Origin of the sequence: Phosphitispora fastidiosa, assembly GCF_019008365.1 — a bacterium.
Classification (GTDB): Bacteria; Bacillota; Thermincolia; order Thermincolales; family UBA2595; genus Phosphitispora; species Phosphitispora fastidiosa.
In genome coordinates this window covers 242,130-259,835 of sequence record NZ_JAHHUL010000001.1, presented here as the reverse complement: position 1 = coordinate 259,835, position 17,706 = coordinate 242,130, and the positions used below count along the sequence as shown (strand labels likewise).

Genomic DNA, 17,706 nt, shown 5'->3' with positions numbered 1-17,706 from the left:
GGAGGTAAAAATGTGTATCGATTTGCATATTCACACAACCGCGTCAGATGGCAACATTGACCCGGTGACGGTAGTTAAAATGGCTTTTGACGCAGGTCTTAGAACGATTGCTCTTGCAGACCATGAAAGTACCTTAGGATATCATCCCGCACGCCGTGCAGGAGTGGTATATGGCGTTAAGGTGATCCCGGCCGTTGAGATACTGACACTGTATCAGGGCAGAGAGGTGCATCTGCTTGGATACTTTAATGATCCGGATAACAGCTTTCTGCAGCAGGGACTTGCGGAGCTTCGCAATCGGAGAACCCTGTGTGCCAGGGCAACAGTGGAGAAATTAAGGGAGCTTGGCTTTAAAATATGCTGGGATGATGTGAAACAAATAGCTCATCCTGACAGCCCTGTCAGTAAAGGACATATTATGCGGGCATTGCATAATGCCGGGCATATCAAAGAACCGAAAGCTGCGATAGAAATTCTGACAAAGTATCTGCAGCGGGGTGGTCTAGCATATGTTGACTACGCATATCCTTTTGAGGAAGCAGTTAATTTTATCAAGGACTCTGAAGGGCTTGTTATTCTTGCCCATCCCGGATTAATCCGGGATGACCGGATAGTTGAGGAACTGTGCTTAAAAGAAATTGACGGGGTTGAGGTTTTTTATTACTATCTTGATGAACACAGAGACGAATATGTCTGCAGATATTATAAAAAAGCCCAGGAGCACAGACTTTTGAAAACCGGGGGAAGTGACTACCACGGTACTATAACACCGGTAATCCTGGGTGAAAACCCAGTGCCCTATGCGGAGGTCGCAGAATTTCTCAGCCTTTTTGGGATATCTGGAATAAATTTCGGAGGTGTTATATGACAAAAAAGGTAGCTATACTGTATGGCGGTCTGTCAACGGAGAGAGAAGTTTCCCTGAATACCGGGAAGTCCATCTTTGATGCCTTAAAAGACAAAGACTTTGATACTGTGCTTATTGATGCCGGAAGGGATCTCAGTGAAAAACTGCGGGAGATTGGGCCAGATGTTGCAGTTATTGCTCTTCATGGCAAATACGGAGAGGATGGCTGTGTCCAGGGACTTTTGGAAATTCTGGGCATACCCTATACAGGACCGGGAGTAATGGCGTGTTCTCTGGCAATGAATAAAATTATGACCAAAAAAATTTTCATTTACGAAAATATCCCCACACCGGAATTTTTGGTAATTGATGGGAAAAGATCCTCGCCTGTGGAAATCTCGCAAATTGTATTAAATAAAATGAAACTCCCTGTTGTGATAAAGTCTGCCAGTCAGGGTTCCTCAATCGGGGTCTGCTTTGCGTTCCAGGAAGATGAAGTAAAAGAAGGCATTGTTGAGTGTCTTAAGTATGATAATGAGATTCTTGTGGAACAGTTTATTAAAGGCCGTGAACTGACGGTATCTGTCATGGGTAATTCAGACCCTGTAGTGCTTCCCATCCTTGAAATAGTGTCTCAGTCCGGGTTATATGACTACCACGCTAAGTATACGACCGGAGCCAGCAGCCACTTTGCGGCAGAGCTTCCTGAGGCAATTAACAAGGAAATCAGGGGAATTGCTGCCAGGGCTTACCGTGCTGTTGGGTGCAGGGGCTTGTCCAGAGTTGATTTCCTGCTTAGTGAAAATAATGAGCCTTATGTCCTGGAAATTAATACAAGCCCTGGAATGACTGCTACGAGCCTTTTTCCTGACGCTGCCAGAGCGGCCGGGATAAGCTTTCCCGACTTGATTGAAAGACTCATTAACTACGCCTTCCAGGCCCCAAATACCTAAAAAGGCTAAGTTCCTATGTGTAATTTAAAAAATTATAATGTATTGCAGGAATTTAGAGATTATTGTAGAATTAATTAAATCACGCAGTAAATACTGGTTACTTTTACCAAACTGTGGTTGTTTTTATCAAAAAGCCCGCCTTCACCTTATATATTTAAGGTGTTTGCCTTAAGCGTCAGCTTGAGGCTTTTTTTTTACTTCAGGAAATTATATTTTCCCACATTTGTGGAAAAATGCAGCGGCATGAAGTATGCCTGGTGAAAGGAGAATGTTATTTTGAAAAAGCCCGCCGGTTTCGAAGCGAGCAGACGTAAGGCGGCAAATCTTGCCGGTGACCTCAAAAAGACAACAGAGATAATTAACAGGGCGATAATCAAGTCTGAGAAACAACAGGGGAAAATCGATAAAGTCCGTGATGAAATGGATTTGTTAATAAAAATGGTGGGAGCATGGGCAAGGGGAGAGTACAGAAGAGTCCCCTTAAAAACAATAATCACAGGGCTGGCAGCGCTTCTTTATTTTGTAAACCCGATTGATATGATTCCCGATTTCCTACTTGGGTTAGGGTTTCTTGATGATGTAACAGTGATAGCTTTTGTATTCAATTCAATCCGAAAAGACATCGGGGAATTTTCCCAATGGTGTGTGGATCAAAAAAGGCAATCTGGTGAAATTAAGGAAGGCAACGATTATGGACTCCAATAAAACGATTGTGAACTCCAATAAAATGGTATGTTTAGGTGACAGTATAACATGGGGTTATCCTTACGGGCCCGAATACTCGTGGGTGGCCTTGGCGGAAACTGCGCTGGGGACCCCGATGATTAATAAGGGTATTAACGGAGAGACGGCCCTGGATTTGTGGCGTCGTTTTGCCAGAGACGTTATTTCTAACGTTCCCAGCCACGTATTTATTATGGCGGGAACTAATGATGCCAGCATCGGAGTTTCCCTGGAGGAATTTAAGAGAAGTATTTTACAGATGACTGCCGGAGCTTGGGAAAAAGAGATTCGACCGGTGTTGGGACTGCCTATTCCAAGTTCTGACAGGTTTCTGGAAAATAATCTGCAAAAATATCGTCAGTGGCTCACAGAATACTCGGAAACGTCCGGGGTCTTGGTTGTGGATTTTTCTCCCGCTATGACAGACCTTTCGGGGCAGATAAATTACGGGTGTTATAATGATGAGGTTCACCCCAGCAAAGCAGGTTACCGGGCAATGGCGGGCGTTTTTAGTGAATTTTACCAAAATGTCATTAGATAATTTGCAGGAATTTCAAAATATTTGCTGAATAATTAACTAATGACTAAATTCGTATTTCTTTGGTTGTGAAAATTTTTTCATCCGAAACTGATCCTGGGTCGGAAGGGGTGTGGCTATTCTGGAACTTCATAACTACACAGAGAAAGTAGTCAGGGAGGTGCTTGATGAAGTCCTTGACAAGAAAGAGGGCTTGTGCAAATGTGAGCAGTGTCGTTTGGATATAATGGCTATTGCGCTGAACAACCTCCCTCCACAGTATTATGTATCTCAAAAGGGTGAAGTGTTTTCCAAACTTCTGGCATCATACATGGACACCAGGATAAAGGTGATTACTGAGATTACCAAAGCATTGCTTCAGGTGCAAAAAGAGCCGCATCATGATTTTTGAGCAGCTTGTAGAAGTATCCAATTTGGTATAATTATGATATATTAATAATAAAAGAGCCACTTTAAAGGGGGGGTAGGAATGCAAGTCAAGTGTATGATGTGTGGGAGAAAAGAGGGCATTACCGAGGAACATGTTGATTACAGAAAGATGCAAAAAAACCCTAAGGCCGTTTATATTTGCAACCTTTGTATGGCCCGGACCTTTCACGAGGCCAAAGAGGGTCAAAAACCTCATAAACCGATGTAATTCATTAAAAATATAACGAATAAGTTTATATTAGTGTAATTTCTTGCAAAATCCTAAATAGAATTTGTCTATAGTAAATAAATTATTTGGGGGAGGGGTAATAAGATGTTTCTTTCATGGGTGGATGCAGTTGTTTTTGGAATTATTGCCACGTTTTTTACCGGAGTTTTAGCGAGCGTCATTGCCAGGGCCGACTTGAAAACAGTGAAATCACGCAGCAAATAAAATAACGCCCTAGGGCGTTATTTTATTTGCTGTGTGTGGATTCGCTGAGTGGTCAAGGCCGTAAGTCACTCCCCTTGGACTCCGGCTGAATAGTAAGCTTCTGCCCGGCATAAAGGTTTCTGGGATTAAAAATATTGTTTGACTCCAGAATTTTATAGAATTTGAATCCGGTTCCGTAGAACTTTTCAGAAATAACCCACAGAGAATCGCCTTTTTGTACGATATAATAAATCGGTTCCGGTTGAGAAGTATTTTCCGATACCAGGATGGCGGGAATATCTATATCGGGCTCTGCGGATTTGTCTTCCGAAGGGGACACCAGAGCCGTGTCAGCGGGGGAGGAAGCTGTTTCCACTGGCGGTATGGGAGTTGCCCTTGAACTATCAACAATGGGGTTGGTAAGGTCTTTATACATAAGTCCTAAAACGCATATTGCAAAAAAAACCAAAAACAGGCCGGCTTTTTTCAGCCCAATTTTCAGACATAGGTTGGATGTTGCTTCCGGTTTTGAGTCCCCGGCAGAATCGCAGTTTCCCCCCGGGCTGTATTGTCCGGTAAATTCAGAAGATATAACCGGAATTAAACTATCTCCGGATTCACTTTTCTGATAGCAGTGGGGTGTGCCGTTACGGTCCAAGAAAAGAAACACCTGACCGGGAGTATCAAAGAATGTTTTATGAATATCGATATTTTGTTTCGGGGGCTGCCCGGAAGCTGGTGAATAATAATACCAGCCAACTATTTTGGCGTCTGGGTAATGCCGGTCCCGTTCTGTGTAAAACTCCTTCCACATTTGGGAATTAGTACGGAACTCGTCCAGAAAAGACTTTTTGTAAGCTGCCGGGACTGCGCCATAAACAATGGTAGTAACAATGCCGTCTTTTTCACTGATTTCACCCAGAAGAACGCCGCCCCAGTCACATGAAGGAGAGGCTTCAAAGATACCGGTTAGTTCAGGAATAATTGCAGTTGAAAGCAGTACCTCTGCAGTTGACATATTACCACCTTTTTCTACAATAAGTTCTTTAATATTTAACAGAATTCTACAAAATATTAATATTACCTGCCTTGATGTAAAAATGTTCCTGCTTTTTGGCATCGGGAAGTATTAACCCAAGAATGCTAAAGTAATAGTGAAGTATTAACGATATTTAAACAGAAGGTATCATAACTGTGTTTCCGAACCGGTTTAAGCTTTTCATGAAGGGTGGGAGACAATGAAGTTATTGGCAAAACTTGTTACTGAAAACAGCGGTCAGGGTTTGACAGAGTACGGCCTGGTGCTCGGACTTCTGGTAGTTGCCGCTGCCGGCGCATTGCTGCTGGCAGGACAAAGAGTGGTGCAGCTTTATACGGATTCAAATCTAGCCATACCCGACTAAGGGTGATTTGGGCGGTCAGATGAGTATACTCTAATAGTGAACTCATCAGCCGCTCATATTTTTTTCGCGAAAAGACAAAGGGTATTTGCCCGGAACTGTCGAAAAATTAAGATGCAATAAAAATAGCTGTAAAACTACAAATAAATGTTAAAAGGGGAGAGACCGGTGAAAAAGATATTGATTTTAGGAGCGGTTTTGCTTCTGGCGGTTGGCAGTGCGATAGGCTGCAGTGGTCCGGAGGAAACCGATTCCGCATCGCTTGACAGTCAGCCGCTGAAAATAGGTGTTCTGTTCATAGAGGATAATCTGCCCCTGTTTGTGGCCGATTCCGAGAACCAATTTAAACAGGCTGGGCTTAATGTAGAACTTATTCCTTTTCCCAGCGCTGCTGAACGGGATGCAGCCATGCAGGCAGGTCAGATTGACGGCGAGGCTGCTGATATTATTGCAGCATGTCTCCTGAAAAAAGGAGGCACCGATGTCAGGATAAGTTCGCTAACCCTTGGGGTGACCCCTGAAGAAGGAAGATTTGCCCTGCTGGGTTCGCCGGATTCAGACTTTAAGAGTCCTCAAGACCTGGCCGGAGTTGAAATAGCGATCTCAGAAAACACCATTATTGAATATGTTACTGATAAATTGCTGGCTAACGAGGGACTGGCAAAGGACCAGATAAAAAAAATAAGTATTCCCAAAATGCCTATCAGGGTTCAAATGCTGTCAAACAACCAGGTAAAGGCAGCCCTGCTTCCGGACCCGCTGGCTTCACTGGCTGAAAAACAGGGCGCCAAAGTGATTTTGGATGATACCCTTTCCGGGATTAACGTTTCCCAGGTTGTGCTGCTGTTCCGTAAAGAATCTGTTGACACCAAAAAGGAAGCCATCAGGAAGCTGATTCAGATTTATGGCGACGCAGGGCAGGATCTAACTCAGAACCCTGAAAAATACAGATCTCTGCTGATAGATAAGGCTAAAATACCTGAACCTGTCAAGGATACTTATAAAGCGCCTACATTTTCTTCTCCTCAGGTTCCGGCCCGTGAAGATGTGCTCAGTGTGGTAGATTGGATGGTAGAAAAAGAGCTTTTGAAAGAACCATATACCTATGAGGAACTTGTTGACGAATCCCTGATATAGTGTTCAGAAACTAAAGGAAGATATGCAGATGATTAATACTTATGAGCTTTCCCTCACTTATAACCAGGCCGAAAATCAGGTAGATGCCCTTAAAGATGTCACCTTTAACCTTGCAAAAGGGGAGAGCATGTCAATTATCGGGCCATCGGGATGTGGTAAGAGCACCCTTCTTTTTATCATTGCCGGGCTCTTAAAACCAACTTCCGGCCGGGTGGTAATTGATGGCTGTGAACCTGATGGTCCCGGGTCTGAAACTGCCTTGATCCTTCAGGATTACGGGCTGTTTCCATGGAAGACTGTCTATGAGAATGCCGGCCTGGGGTTAAAGGTAAAAGGATATAACAGAAAAGAACAGCAGGATATAATAATTCCGATCCTCCAGAAGCTTGGCCTGGCCGATTTTATGAGCAGCTATCCGGCCCAGCTCAGCGGCGGTCAGAGGCAAAGGGTGGGGATAGCCAGGTCTCTGGCTTTAAAACCCAAAATTCTGTTGATGGATGAACCACTGTCATCACTTGATGCTCTCACCAGGGAGACTTTGCAGCATTTTATTCTGGATATCTGGAGGGAGCATAAATTAACCCTTGTTCTGGTAACCCACAGCATCGAAGAGGCTGTGTTTCTGGGAAAAAAAATCTGTGTCATGTCAGACCGTCCCGGTATGATTAAGGAGATGATCCCAAACCCCATGATGGGAATGCCGGGGTTCAGGCAGCAGCAGGAGTTTCACCAATTATGTTCCAAGCTGCGGCGGCTTTTGGGGGTAGTAGAATAATGAAAAGAATTTCCCTTTGGAAGAAAACAATAGAAATATTTGCTGCTACACTGGTTATCATGGTTTTCTGGTATTTACTTGCAATATACGTGAAGAACAACATCCTGCCTACCCCTTTGGAGGCCATGAGTGAATTTTTTATGATTTTCAGCGGGACTCTCTGGAAGCATTTTTATATCAGCGCTTTTAGGGTTGTCATCAGTATTATCACTGCTATGCTCCTTGCTGTTCCCTTGGGACTGCTTCTGGGACGGGAAGAAAAACTGGACAGGTATATTGCGCCGGTGGTTTATCTTATTTATCCGATTCCCAAAATTGTCTTTTTACCGGTAGTATTTCTGCTTATGGGGCTGGGTAATTTACCCAAGATTTTCATGATTGGGCTGATTGTGTTTTTTCAGATTCTGGTTACTACCAGGGATGCCTCAAAGGGAGTACCGGTGCAGAATATCCATTCCATGACCTCCCTGGGGGCTGCTAAGTGGCAGATTTATTACCATGTTGTATGGCCGGCATGTCTGCCCAAGATACTGACTTCACTGCGGATAAGCCTGGGCACGGCAATTGCAGTCCTGTTTTTTGTGGAATCATTTGCAACTACAGAGGGGCTGGGCTATTTTATCATGGATGCCTGGAGCATGGCTGCGTACAGCCAAATGTTTGCCGGTATTATCGGGATGAGCTTTCTTGGCCTGATTCTGTATATTGTTCTGGATATGCTTGAAGCTAAATGGTGCAGGTGGCAGTACCTATAGAAACCTGCTGTCAGGAGGTCTCTACTTGTCGAAAAACAGGCTGAAGAAAATAATTATATCTACTCTGGCCGGAATTGTTCTGGTGATTAGTGCATATAATTTATGGGCTTACCAGGGAACCCTGTTGTCCCCTTTTATAAAAGATACAGTAACCGGGGAGCCTCACAAGCCGGTAACCACGATTGCAGCTGAAAAGGGCCTGGCGGCAGTGCCGGATGCCGGCATCCGGGTCGAAATAATTAAATCGGAGTATTTATTGGTTTTGTATGCCGGTAATGATGTCCTGAAAAAATATCCGGTCTCTCTGGGAAAACACCCTCTGGCAGATAAGGAGAAGGCCGGGGATGGCAAAACACCCCTGGGGGAGTTCAAAATCACGGAAAAGGACAGTTATTCTCCCCCTAAACGTTTTTATGGTTCACGGCTAATGATGTTGAATTACCCCAACAGAAAATATGCCCTAAAGGGTTTACACCAGGGGCTGATAACAAGCAAGGACTTCCTGGCCATCGAAAATGCCGAAAACAAAGGGGTCACCCCTCCACAGGATACCGAGATGGGCGGGGGCATAGCCATTCATGGCGGTTGGGGGCCGTTTATGGGCAATTCCTGGACCGGAGGGTCAATCGGACTTTATTCAAAAGATGCCGAAGAAATTTTTGAGTATGTCAATGAAGGGACAGAAGTTATTATAAAACAATAACCTGAATGAAGACAAAGGGTTGGAAGAATGGAGGATAATGATGGAATACAAAGATCTTCCTGAAGAAATCAGGGGCCTTATGGAGCACCACGGGCATCTCTGCTTTGGTGTCCTGCTGGGCTATAGGGCATGTAAGTATGCTGTTGATATAATCGGCATGTCGGAAAACATGAAAGTAATCATAGACAAAGGCGGGTGTGGCAATGATGCCGTCAGTTACCTGCTCAACTGTACCACGGAAAACGGCAGACTTGTGGTTCGGGAGGGGAAGGGGCAATATTGGTCATTTTTTAACTATGATGAAGATGAAGGCATCAGCCTGAAGCTAAATCCGGTTATTATATCTCAACTCCCCAAAGATAAGGAACAGGCCGAAAAATATATCATGGAACTGCCGGGAAACCTGCTGTTCATGGCAGAACCGTTTTTTGAAGCGTAATTTCAAACGGTTTCTTCTGTGGGATTAGGCTCTTCTGTCTCTGCGGCCTCTCCATTTGTACCCACACCGGGATAATCCTCATGAACTCCTGAATATGTGTCATAAACACCGGAATACATATTGTGTACCCCATCATAAGAGGCCTTAGGTGCTTCTTTCTTTTTTTCTGCCACATTATCTCCTCCAAAGAATATTATTTCTTTTATTGTTCCGCACATGATGGGATATATGCGTTGAGCTCTTTTAGCAAAAAAACGCACTACTATTAAAACCATTGCCTTGATAACAAAAAAGGGGATTGTGCATAATAAGCAAAACAGGAAAAACACTTAATGAAAGTATTTCCTTATAAAGTTGACTTTAAATAAAAAAGGCGGTAAAATTTAGAAAACATACCGGGTAAGGGTATGAGGGAGTGAGACCAATGAGCAGCAGGAAAATGAAACAAATAGAGCTGGATGTATCTGGGATGACATGCCAGCACTGTGTCAGAAGAGTAGAAAAGGCCCTGGAAGGGTTAAACGGGATATCCGATGTGCAAGTTGACCTGAAGGAATCTAAGGCAATTTTTAAATACATCCCTGAATTGGTCAATTTGGACCAAGTAAAAGATGCTGTGAGAGAAGCTGGGTATTCTGTGGGGGAAAAAGAAGTTTCCGGTAATGAAAGACAACCGGTTTCGGGATTGGATAACGAGTCTGATTTGCAAAACACAGCAGCAGTAAATGAAGGCAAGACGCAATTCAAAGTAAGCGGCATGACTTGTGCTAACTGTGCCCTTTCCATAGAAAAGGCCCTCAGGAATGCTCCGGGTGTCAGCAACGCTGCGGTCAACTTTGCCACTGAGTCGGTAACCGTTGCCTATGACCCTGAGCTGATAAATATTAACTCAATATATGACCGGGTCAAGGATGCGGGTTATACTCCGCTAGAAAAAGATGGAGCCGGCGAAGATGACCGGACAACAGTGAGAGAGCGAAACTGGCTGATATTCACTGCAGTCCTGGCGCTTCCGGTGATGCCTCTGATGTATCTTGTAGAGATGACGCCGACAGTAATGTACACCCTCCTGGTTATGGCCACAGTTGTGCAGTTTACGGCTGGCTGGACCTTTTACCGGGGTGCCTTCCACTCCCTAAAGAACAGGTCTGCAAATATGGATGTTCTGGTGGCCATTGGGATAACTTCGGCCTACGGGTACAGTGTCCTGACAACCTTTCCGGAGGTGTTTTTTCATGGACCTACTTTTTTTGATACCTCAATGCTGCTGATTATGTTTATCCGTTTTGGGAAGTTTCTTGAGGCAAGGGCGAAGGGAAGGGCCGGACAGGCCCTGAAAAAGCTTCTGGAACTGCAGGCCGACCGGGCGCGTATTCTTGTTGACGGAGTGGAACGGGAAATTGCGGCATCTGAGGTGCAGCCAGGAGATACAGTTATCGTAAAACCGGGGGAAAAGATCCCTCTTGACGGCGAAATTACCGAGGGCAAGGCAAGTATAGATGAATCAATGCTCACCGGAGAGTCCATTCCGGTAGAGAAGGGGCCGGGAGACCAGGTTATCGGGGCTACAATTAACAGGTCAGGAAGTATCAGAGTTAAAATAGAAAAAACCGGGAAGGATACTGTTTTGGCAGGGATTATTAAGATGGTGGAGGACGCTCAGGGTGTCAAACCGCCCATTCAGCGCCTTGCAGATACCATCTCAAATTATTTTGTGCCTACAGTTGTGTCTCTTGGAGTTGTTACCTTTGTTACGTGGTATTTTCTGCTGCAGGCCGATTTTGTTTTCTCATTTACGGCAACTATAGCCGTGCTCGTAATTGCCTGTCCGTGTGCCCTGGGATTGGCGACTCCTACAGCCATAATGGTTGGCAGTGGAGTCGGCTTAAATAGGGGGATATTATTTAAATCTGCGGCTGTGCTTGAAGGTATTGCAGGTTTGCAGGCTATTGGGTTTGATAAAACAGGGACACTTACCAAGGGCGCCCCTGAAGTAACTGATATTGCAGCTTATCCACCATATAGCGAAGCTCAAGTATTGAAAATTGCAGCAGCCGGTGAGGCGCCTTCAATTCATCCTTTGGCCCAGGCTGTAGTTGCTAAAGCTAACCGGGATGATGTAGAGATAAGTGAGGTTAAAGATTACACTGAAGAAAGCGGTTATGGAATTATCTGTACCCTTGAGGGCAAAAAGCTGCTCATAGGCAATCTGAAACTGATGCGGAAACACAATATTGACACAGAAGCTGCCGACAGGGATTTTAGCAGACTGGCAGAGTCAGGGAAGACAACCATGTTTTTGGCTTATGATGGCAGGATTGCGGGACTTATCGCTCTTTCGGATGTGCTCAAGGAAAACGCGGCTGAGGCCGTAAAAAGGCTTCATAACCTGGGTCTGAAGACTTTTATGATTACCGGTGACAATAAAAAGGTGGCTTCAGTTGTCGGCGCACAGGCTGGTATCGATGAAGTTGTTGCAGAAGTTCTGCCCCAGGATAAAATTGAAAATATCAAGCGCTATCAGGAGATGGGACTCAAGGTTGCCATGGTGGGTGATGGCATCAATGACGCTCCTGCTCTGGCCCAGGCTGATATAGGTATTGCCATTGGCTCAGGGACAGATGTGGCCAAGGAAACCGGTGACGTGGTTCTGGTCAAAAACGATATTATGGATGTAGAACGTGCTGTCAGGCTGGGGCGCAAAACCTTGGTCAAAATAAAGCAGAATCTGTTTTGGGCCCTGATTTATAATATGATTGGTATTCCGGTGGCTGCCGGAGTTCTCTATCCACTAACGGGAAAACTGCTGCCACCTGAGTGGGCTGGCCTGGCCATGGCATTTTCTTCTGTTTCGGTGGTACTTAATTCCCTGTTGTTAAAGGGCTTTGCCAAAAAGATTTCAGCCTGAAATTAACAGGTTTATACAAATATATGTTGAATCTTTGTCCCTAATAGAATAAAATATTAGTTGGACAGAGGGAGTAACTGCCCGTTTCACCACGGGAAGCAAAGTCGTCAGTACGGCGTAAGCCCGGCTTTGCCGGCCAAAGGTCTAGTGAGACTCTGCATCCGCCGTAAATGTGTGGATGTGGAGTTTTTTAATTTTGCATACTATTTGCGGTTTGTTTTTGCATCTCGGGGGTATGATTGCTGTAGAGGGGGCAGGCAAAATGTCAATCAAAAAAGCTATTAGGTGGGTCGGGTTTTGGATGGCCCTGGCGCTTTCCTTTAACGTTGGAGTTTACTTTTTCTTAGGCAAACAAAAGGCGCTTGAATTTCTGGGTGGGTATATTATTGAGCTTAGTCTTAGTTTAGACAACCTCTTCCTGTTTTTGCTCATTTTTTCAAGCTACTGCATTGCGCCGACTTATCAAAGAAGGGTGCTCAACTGGGGCATAATCGGGGCGGTTGTCCTTAGACTGATTTTTATTGCTCTGGGGGTTTCCATTGTAAACCGGTTTCACTGGGTATTGTACATTTTTGGGGTAATTCTGATTCTGAGCGGCATAAAAATGTTTTTGTCCAAAGAGGCTGAAGAATGTCGTTCCGACAGCGTTTTGCTTAGAATTTTGGGTAAAATCATGCCCATTTCCCGGGAATTAGACGGAGAAAAGTTTTTTGTCAAAATAAACGGTGTTCTTCATGCAACACCCCTGTTTGCAATTCTGGTCCTTATTGAAGGGTCAGACGTTTTATTTGCCATCGATTCAATACCGGCGATATTTTCAATAACAACAGACCCTTTTATTGTGTATGCATCAAATATTTTTGCCATACTGGGACTGAGGAATCTTTATTTTGTTCTGGAAAGAGTCCATAATGCATTTCGCTTTGTCAAGTACGGCGTAGCTGTAATCCTAACCTTCACCGGGATTAAACTGAGCATACTTTTTTTCCATATAGAGATACCCCTGGTGATGTCAGTTGTAATTATATTCAGTATAATTCTCCTTAGTGTCATAGCTTCATTGGTGTTTCCCAGCACTAAAGTGGCTAATGAACACGAAAGTGGCCAATAAACATGAATATGCTAATAAGGCCCGAATAAAAATGCAATAAAAGCTGTATATATTATAAGGGCGGAGGTAAAAAATGTTTTCGTGGCTGGAGCAGATACTAAAAAATGATCTTGAGCAATATAGACTGTTAGCGATATATGTTATGATGACCCTTGAAAGCGCCTGTATTCCAATTCCCAGTGAAATTGTCATGCCATATGCCGGTCACCTGGCTGCCAAGGGAAAGCTCGGTATAATGCAGGCTGCATTGGTGGCATCTGTAGCGAACCTGTCGGGAAGCTGGCTGGCATACGCTGTGGGCAGATATGGCGGCAGGGCTTTTATAGACAGATATGGCAGGTACATTTTTTTGTCCAAAAAGCATCTTAACCAAGCCGATTATTGGTTTGCCAGGCGCGGGGAAATCACAGTTTTCCTGTCCAGAATGCTTCCGGCAGTCAGGACATTTATTTCTCTGCCGGCCGGAATAGCCAAAATGGATTTTTTCAAGTTTTCCTTTTATTCATTTTTGGGTTCGCTGCCATGGAACCTTGCCTTGGTGTACCTGGGGTATATTTTTACCGATAAGTGGGATGTGCTGCAGAAACACCTTCATGAGTTCAATATCATTGTTTTTGCAGTTATCGGACTATTTGCAGCCCTATTTCTTGTTATCAGAAAACGAAAAAGACGTTAGCCACCGGATAAATTTTCTGGTAAGAGGGTATACTACCTGCTAAAAAACCGGAGGTTTAAGATGAACATAACTCTAGATTTAAGAATAGGCAATGAGGATGGGGTGCATAAGCTTAAAGATACCATTTCCAGGCTGGGGCCTGATGCGGAGCTCACAATTATAGTGGATACCATGGATGCCCAAAGTACAGACAGGCTTGTAGAAGAACTCCTGAATCACGGGTTTGACTACCTTCCCAAGGTATCGGACGGGACAGCTTATAACATTATTGCCAAAAGACATCTGCTCCAATAGAGAGATGCCTGACAGGCATAAAAAAATTTCTCCGGAAGGAGATATTTTTTTGTTCCCGAATTAGTTTATAGCAAATTGGTTATCAATAAGCACGGAGTTAGGTGATGGAAAGGTCGGAGGTGTGATTAATGAGTAAGGTTTGGTTTTGCAGGCTGGAAGACATGGCGGCTGATGCCGCGGTAGCCGAAAAAGTACTCTTGCTTTATGAAACGGCGGGATTTCCGGATATGTTTGAAGAGGGGGAATATACTGCCGTTAAAATCCATTTTGGTGAGGAAAACAATATCGGACATATTAGACCTGCTTGGATTAGGCCGCTGTTGGAAAGGATAGCTGCTACAGGAGCCAAGCCATTCCTCACAGATACAAATACGCTTTACAAGGGACAGAGGCAGAACTCCGTTGACCATCTGATGCAGGCTTACAGGCATGGGTTTAGTATAGAAAACCTGGGTGTTCCTGTGATTATTGCCGATGGTTTGCTGTCGAAGAACTTTTCGGAGATAGCTGTTGAAGGTATCCATCTAAAATCGGTAAAAATAGCTAATGACATTCTCCATAGTGAATCGATGGTCGTGTTGAGCCATGTAACCGGACATATTCTCAGCGGTATGGGAGCGGCTATAAAAAATGTGGCTATGGGGGCTGCTCCCCGCAGCGGAAAACAAGTACAGCATGCTGATGTAAAACCTGAGGTGGCGGCTGATAAGTGCAGAGGATGCATGAGCTGTATGGAGTGGTGTCCAAAAGACGCCATCGGGCTTTATGATGGGGTTGCCAGGATAGATAAGGAAAAATGCTATGGATGTGCTGAGTGTATTGCAACCTGCAGGCATGAGGCTATTAATCATTCGTTCAGGGGCACCAGCAGAATGCTTCAGGAAAAAATGGCGGAATATGCCTTAGGGGCGGTTAAAAATAAGCAGGGTAAAGTCTGTTATATCACCTTTTTGACACATATAACCAGGGAATGTGACTGTTTGAATGAAGCTCAGGATAGGATTACCCGGGATATTGGCATTCTTGCTTCTTATGACCCTGTTGCAGTCGATCGGGCTGCAGCTGATATCCTGAAACAAGAAGCAGGGAAAGATATTCTCAGGGAATTATGGCCTGATAACGACTATAACAACCAGATAAGCCATGCCGAAAAAATTGGTCTGGGAAAAACTCAATATGAGATTATAAATTTGGCAGAAGGTATATCCACAGATTTGTCGAATTCTGTGACTCAAGATAGTGATACGGGGAGGTAACCGGATGAATGTCTATTCCAAAATACTGGTCATAAATTTTGTTGTTCTTAATTTGTTGGTTCTGTTGTTACATTCCGTTTTCGTGGATATATTTGTAGGTCTTCTAGCGGTTTTTCTTGTTACCCTGGGAGTGATAACGGCAATTATCCGGACCTTGATTTATGATAATCCGGACAGGAAAAAAATGATTCTTGTGCTGAGTCTCCCGGCCTTCGGGATTCTAATGATAATTAATTCCATTGTTGCCAGCGGTTCTGCACAGGTATGCAGCATCATATTTAAATAGATGAAAACTCTAAAACATAAGATTTTTAATTACCAACCCGCTAAATTGCTTACCAACAAATATGGAGTTCTGGCAATTGCCGTATTTTGTTCAGTACTCTGGGGAAGCGCCTTTCCCGTACTTAAAATCAGCTATGACGAACTTGGTATGCTTCCGGAGGACTTCTCTGCCCAAATTGTCCTGGCCGGCATGAGGTTTTTCCTGGCTGCCGTTTTGTTATTTATTGTGATTTTACTCCAAAGGCAGCCGATAAAAGTAAAGCGGCATTTGATTGCTGAACTGCTGATCCTTGGCCTAGTGCAGACAGGACTACAGTATTCCTTTTTTTATTATGGACTCGCTCACACCTCAGGGATGAAGGGGTCTGTGCTTGCTTCCAGCGGAGTATTTTTTGTTGTCTTACTGGCTCATTATTATTATCAGAATGATAAGCTTAACCGGAACAAGGTCTTCGGCATGGCAGCAGGCTTAGCGGGAATAATCCTGGTTAATTCGGATAAGCACTTTAACCTTGTTTTTACCTGGCAGGGGGATGGCGCCCTAATCATGGCGGGTTTTCTCAGTGCAGTGGGACTTATCTTGGGCAAGAGGCTGTCCGGAAGTTTGCATCCTTTATTGGTTACCGGATGGCAGATGCTGTTTGGTTCAGTCTTAATGATTATGTTTGGGCTGACAGGGCTAAAGCCCCAATCCCTTTCATTTACCACAACAGCTTGGGTCTTATTGGCGTACTTAGCATTTCTTTCTGCAGTGTCATTTTCCCTGTGGTACTCACTGCTGAAATACAACAAAGCAGGGGAAATTGGCATTTACCAATTCATGATTCCGGTATCAGGGGTGCTTTTGTCATCAGTTTTTATACCGGGTGAAAGTTTTGATTTGATAGTGCTTGGCGGCCTGCTGCTGGTAACAATGGGAACAATTGCGGTTAACAGAGATCAGAAGCCGGAAATGATAAGCGCGAAAGAGAGGATTTAACGGACTTTGTGTCGAACTAAAAAGGAGCAGAGTCCTTTTTAGTTGGGTGAAGTTACCCAGCCAAGTATAATTATGTTGAAAAAAACATGCCAAAATTTGTTGTTGTGTAACAACTTATGTAGACAGTTGCTAAAAATTAGGTTAGAATTTTACTTAGGGTGAGTGACAGAAAAGGAGGACTCTCAAATGGCGACGGTTCTTGTTGTTGATGACGCCGCATTTATGAGAATGCGAGTAGCTAAACTGCTAAAAGAAAACGGTTACAATGTTGAAGAAGCAGAAAATGGTCAGGTAGCTGTGGAAAAATATGCTCAGATTAAGCCTGACATGGTATTAATGGACATTACCATGCCCGTTATGGATGGGCTGGCTGCTTTAGCAGAAATCACCAGGTATGATCCCGGGGCAAAGATTGTAATGTGCAGTGCACTGGGGCAGCAGAATACCGTTATGGCTGCTATTAAGGCAGGAGCTAAGGATTTTATTGTTAAACCCTATCAGCCTGATAAAATAATATCATCTATTAAACGTTTTGTAGGCTAAACTGAGGAGGAGGAGACGATTTGAAGGCAGAATTTATTAACCCCTTTATCATAGCAACAAAACAGGTTTTAAGCCAGGAACTGGGGAAACCGATAGGCATCCAGATAGGCAGTCTGACCATGCAAAAGTCCTCTTATACCGCCCTGGATATGACCGTGCTCATTGGTGTAACCGGAGCTGTCCAGGGGATTGTAATGTTCGGCCTTTCGGAAAGGGCTGTGAAAAACTTTGTTTCCGGGGTGCTGGGTGAGCCTGTCCCGGTAATTGACGCTATGGTAGAATCAGCAATTGCAGAAATGGGAAATGTGGTTACCGGTATTGCCAGTACAGAACTTGAAAAGGCCGGGTATCCCTGTACTTTGGCCCCACCTACCGTAATTACCGGCCGGGGGGTAATGATTTCGACAATAAATATACAGCGTCTGCAGGTTCCGCTGAAGACAGATGTTGGAGACATGGAAATTAGTGTGGCTTTGCGCGAGAACAAAAAATAGTTTTACATAACAGCTGTCATGGGACAGCTTGTTTTTTTTTGAAAAACAC

General features: G+C 44.2%; 23 protein-coding genes. 21 read left to right on the top strand and 2 right to left on the bottom strand.

Annotation, left to right across the window (positions count from 1 at the left end; all coding sequences use genetic code 11):
- Positions 1–10: 10 nt before the first annotated feature.
- The 6 genes from Ga0451573_RS01315 to Ga0451573_RS01290 all read left to right on the top strand — a co-directional run bounded on the left by Ga0451573_RS01315 (position 11) and on the right by Ga0451573_RS01290 (position 3,698).
- Positions 11–868, top strand: coding sequence for a PHP domain-containing protein (locus Ga0451573_RS01315; protein ID WP_231682061.1), 858 nt, complete (start codon positions 11–13; stop codon positions 866–868).
- Positions 865–1,800, top strand: a complete 936-nt coding sequence (locus Ga0451573_RS01310) for a D-alanine--D-alanine ligase (protein ID WP_231682060.1) — start codon at positions 865–867, stop codon at positions 1,798–1,800. The genes Ga0451573_RS01315 and Ga0451573_RS01310 overlap by 4 nt, the downstream gene beginning before the upstream one ends.
- 276 nt (positions 1,801–2,076) lie before the next feature.
- A complete protein-coding gene (locus tag Ga0451573_RS01305) occupies positions 2,077–2,505 on the top strand; it encodes a YkvA family protein (protein ID WP_231682059.1) in 429 nt (142 codons plus the stop codon).
- Positions 2,492–3,064: a GDSL-type esterase/lipase family protein gene (locus tag Ga0451573_RS01300; protein WP_231682058.1), complete on the top strand. Its 573-nt coding sequence runs from the start codon at positions 2,492–2,494 to the stop codon at positions 3,062–3,064. The genes Ga0451573_RS01305 and Ga0451573_RS01300 overlap by 14 nt, the downstream gene beginning before the upstream one ends.
- Positions 3,065–3,173: 109 nt before the next feature.
- Positions 3,174–3,452, top strand: coding sequence for a late competence development ComFB family protein (locus Ga0451573_RS01295; protein WP_231682057.1), 279 nt, complete (start codon positions 3,174–3,176; stop codon positions 3,450–3,452).
- A gap of 78 nt (positions 3,453–3,530) precedes the next feature.
- Positions 3,531–3,698 (top strand): DUF2197 domain-containing protein, encoded by a 168-nt coding sequence (locus Ga0451573_RS01290; protein ID WP_231682056.1) that lies wholly within the window; start codon positions 3,531–3,533, stop codon positions 3,696–3,698.
- 277 nt (positions 3,699–3,975) lie between these two features.
- Here Ga0451573_RS01290 and Ga0451573_RS01285 read toward each other — a convergent pair whose 3' ends face one another.
- Complete coding sequence (locus Ga0451573_RS01285; RefSeq protein WP_231682055.1) at positions 3,976–4,920, bottom strand: LysM peptidoglycan-binding domain-containing protein; 945 nt, start codon at positions 4,918–4,920, stop codon at positions 3,976–3,978.
- A gap of 220 nt (positions 4,921–5,140) precedes the next feature.
- On the opposite strand from Ga0451573_RS01285, the gene Ga0451573_RS01280 reads away from it, so the two are divergent.
- The 6 genes from Ga0451573_RS01280 to Ga0451573_RS01255 all read left to right on the top strand — a co-directional run bounded on the left by Ga0451573_RS01280 (position 5,141) and on the right by Ga0451573_RS01255 (position 9,111).
- A complete protein-coding gene (locus tag Ga0451573_RS01280; protein ID WP_231682054.1) occupies positions 5,141–5,305 on the top strand; it encodes a Flp family type IVb pilin in 165 nt (54 codons plus the stop codon).
- A gap of 165 nt (positions 5,306–5,470) precedes the next feature.
- The gene (locus Ga0451573_RS01275; protein ID WP_231682053.1) at positions 5,471–6,439 is read left to right on the top strand and encodes a MetQ/NlpA family ABC transporter substrate-binding protein; all 969 of its coding nucleotides are present in this window, start codon (positions 5,471–5,473) and stop codon (positions 6,437–6,439) included.
- 28 nt (positions 6,440–6,467) lie between these two features.
- Entirely contained in the window at positions 6,468–7,214 is a 747-nt protein-coding gene (locus Ga0451573_RS01270; protein ID WP_231682052.1) for an ABC transporter ATP-binding protein, read from the top strand.
- On the top strand, positions 7,214–7,969 hold the full coding sequence (locus Ga0451573_RS01265) for an ABC transporter permease (protein WP_231682051.1): 756 nt from the start codon (positions 7,214–7,216) through the stop codon (positions 7,967–7,969). Before Ga0451573_RS01270 ends, Ga0451573_RS01265 begins: the two co-directional genes overlap by 1 nt.
- Before the next feature lie 25 nt (positions 7,970–7,994).
- On the top strand, positions 7,995–8,672 hold the full coding sequence (locus Ga0451573_RS01260; RefSeq protein WP_231682050.1) for a L,D-transpeptidase family protein: 678 nt from the start codon (positions 7,995–7,997) through the stop codon (positions 8,670–8,672).
- Between the two features lie 37 nt (positions 8,673–8,709).
- The gene (locus Ga0451573_RS01255; protein ID WP_231682049.1) at positions 8,710–9,111 is read left to right on the top strand and encodes a formylmethanofuran dehydrogenase subunit E family protein; all 402 of its coding nucleotides are present in this window, start codon (positions 8,710–8,712) and stop codon (positions 9,109–9,111) included.
- A gap of 2 nt (positions 9,112–9,113) precedes the next feature.
- Here Ga0451573_RS01255 and Ga0451573_RS01250 read toward each other — a convergent pair whose 3' ends face one another.
- On the bottom strand, positions 9,114–9,284 hold the full coding sequence (locus tag Ga0451573_RS01250; protein ID WP_231682048.1) for a hypothetical protein: 171 nt from the start codon (positions 9,282–9,284) through the stop codon (positions 9,114–9,116).
- Positions 9,285–9,535: 251 nt separating this feature from the next.
- Here Ga0451573_RS01250 and Ga0451573_RS01245 point away from each other — a divergent pair, with 251 nt between their 5' ends.
- From Ga0451573_RS01245 to Ga0451573_RS01205, 9 genes are all read left to right on the top strand, one after another.
- Positions 9,536–12,019 carry a heavy metal translocating P-type ATPase gene (locus Ga0451573_RS01245; RefSeq protein ID WP_231682047.1) on the top strand — a complete coding sequence of 828 codons (2,484 nt, stop codon included), beginning with the start codon at positions 9,536–9,538 and terminating at the stop codon, positions 12,017–12,019.
- A 178-nt stretch (positions 12,020–12,197) separates the two neighbouring features.
- Positions 12,198–13,130, top strand: a complete 933-nt coding sequence (locus Ga0451573_RS01240; protein ID WP_231682046.1) for a TerC/Alx family metal homeostasis membrane protein — start codon at positions 12,198–12,200, stop codon at positions 13,128–13,130.
- Between the two features lie 73 nt (positions 13,131–13,203).
- Complete coding sequence (locus Ga0451573_RS01235; protein ID WP_231682045.1) at positions 13,204–13,806, top strand: DedA family protein; 603 nt, start codon at positions 13,204–13,206, stop codon at positions 13,804–13,806.
- 60 nt (positions 13,807–13,866) lie between these two features.
- A complete protein-coding gene (locus Ga0451573_RS01230; protein WP_231682044.1) occupies positions 13,867–14,100 on the top strand; it encodes a hypothetical protein in 234 nt (77 codons plus the stop codon).
- Positions 14,101–14,228: 128 nt separating this feature from the next.
- Positions 14,229–15,356 carry a DUF362 domain-containing protein gene (locus Ga0451573_RS01225; protein ID WP_231682043.1) on the top strand — a complete coding sequence of 376 codons (1,128 nt, stop codon included), beginning with the start codon at positions 14,229–14,231 and terminating at the stop codon, positions 15,354–15,356.
- Between the two features lie 4 nt (positions 15,357–15,360).
- Entirely contained in the window at positions 15,361–15,642 is a 282-nt protein-coding gene (locus Ga0451573_RS01220; protein WP_231682042.1) for a hypothetical protein, read from the top strand.
- Positions 15,643–16,620 carry a DMT family transporter gene (locus Ga0451573_RS01215; protein WP_231682041.1) on the top strand — a complete coding sequence of 326 codons (978 nt, stop codon included), beginning with the start codon at positions 15,643–15,645 and terminating at the stop codon, positions 16,618–16,620. It begins immediately after the preceding gene.
- A 186-nt stretch (positions 16,621–16,806) separates the two neighbouring features.
- A complete protein-coding gene (locus Ga0451573_RS01210; RefSeq protein WP_231682040.1) occupies positions 16,807–17,163 on the top strand; it encodes a response regulator in 357 nt (118 codons plus the stop codon).
- Between the two features lie 20 nt (positions 17,164–17,183).
- Positions 17,184–17,657, top strand: coding sequence for a chemotaxis protein CheX (locus tag Ga0451573_RS01205; protein ID WP_231682039.1), 474 nt, complete (start codon positions 17,184–17,186; stop codon positions 17,655–17,657).
- The last annotated feature ends 49 nt before the right edge of the window (positions 17,658–17,706 follow it).

Excerpts from the sequence above, each read along its gene's own strand:
- Ga0451573_RS01230 (WP_231682044.1), top strand. The coding sequence starts at position 13,867 with ATGAACATAACTCTAGATTTAAGAATAGGCAATGAGGATGGGGTGCAT.
- Ga0451573_RS01235 (WP_231682045.1), top strand. The coding sequence starts at position 13,204 with ATGTTTTCGTGGCTGGAGCAGATACTAAAAAATGATCTTGAGCAATAT.
- Ga0451573_RS01220 (WP_231682042.1), top strand. The coding sequence starts at position 15,361 with ATGAATGTCTATTCCAAAATACTGGTCATAAATTTTGTTGTTCTTAAT.
- Ga0451573_RS01240 (WP_231682046.1), top strand. The coding sequence starts at position 12,198 with ATGTGGAGTTTTTTAATTTTGCATACTATTTGCGGTTTGTTTTTGCAT.
- Ga0451573_RS01285 (WP_231682055.1), bottom strand. The coding sequence starts at position 4,920 with ATGTCAACTGCAGAGGTACTGCTTTCAACTGCAATTATTCCTGAACTA.
- Ga0451573_RS01310 (WP_231682060.1), top strand. The coding sequence starts at position 865 with ATGACAAAAAAGGTAGCTATACTGTATGGCGGTCTGTCAACGGAGAGA.
- Ga0451573_RS01265 (WP_231682051.1), top strand. The coding sequence starts at position 7,214 with ATGAAAAGAATTTCCCTTTGGAAGAAAACAATAGAAATATTTGCTGCT.
- Ga0451573_RS01215 (WP_231682041.1), top strand. The coding sequence starts at position 15,643 with ATGAAAACTCTAAAACATAAGATTTTTAATTACCAACCCGCTAAATTG.
- Ga0451573_RS01255 (WP_231682049.1), top strand. The coding sequence starts at position 8,710 with ATGATGGAATACAAAGATCTTCCTGAAGAAATCAGGGGCCTTATGGAG.
- Ga0451573_RS01280 (WP_231682054.1), top strand. The coding sequence starts at position 5,141 with ATGAAGTTATTGGCAAAACTTGTTACTGAAAACAGCGGTCAGGGTTTG.
- Ga0451573_RS01210 (WP_231682040.1), top strand. The coding sequence starts at position 16,807 with ATGGCGACGGTTCTTGTTGTTGATGACGCCGCATTTATGAGAATGCGA.
- Ga0451573_RS01315 (WP_231682061.1), top strand. The coding sequence starts at position 11 with ATGTGTATCGATTTGCATATTCACACAACCGCGTCAGATGGCAACATT.
- Ga0451573_RS01290 (WP_231682056.1), top strand. The coding sequence starts at position 3,531 with ATGCAAGTCAAGTGTATGATGTGTGGGAGAAAAGAGGGCATTACCGAG.
- Ga0451573_RS01245 (WP_231682047.1), top strand. The coding sequence starts at position 9,536 with ATGAGCAGCAGGAAAATGAAACAAATAGAGCTGGATGTATCTGGGATG.
- Ga0451573_RS01225 (WP_231682043.1), top strand. The coding sequence starts at position 14,229 with ATGAGTAAGGTTTGGTTTTGCAGGCTGGAAGACATGGCGGCTGATGCC.
- Ga0451573_RS01300 (WP_231682058.1), top strand. The coding sequence starts at position 2,492 with ATGGACTCCAATAAAACGATTGTGAACTCCAATAAAATGGTATGTTTA.
- Ga0451573_RS01270 (WP_231682052.1), top strand. The coding sequence starts at position 6,468 with ATGATTAATACTTATGAGCTTTCCCTCACTTATAACCAGGCCGAAAAT.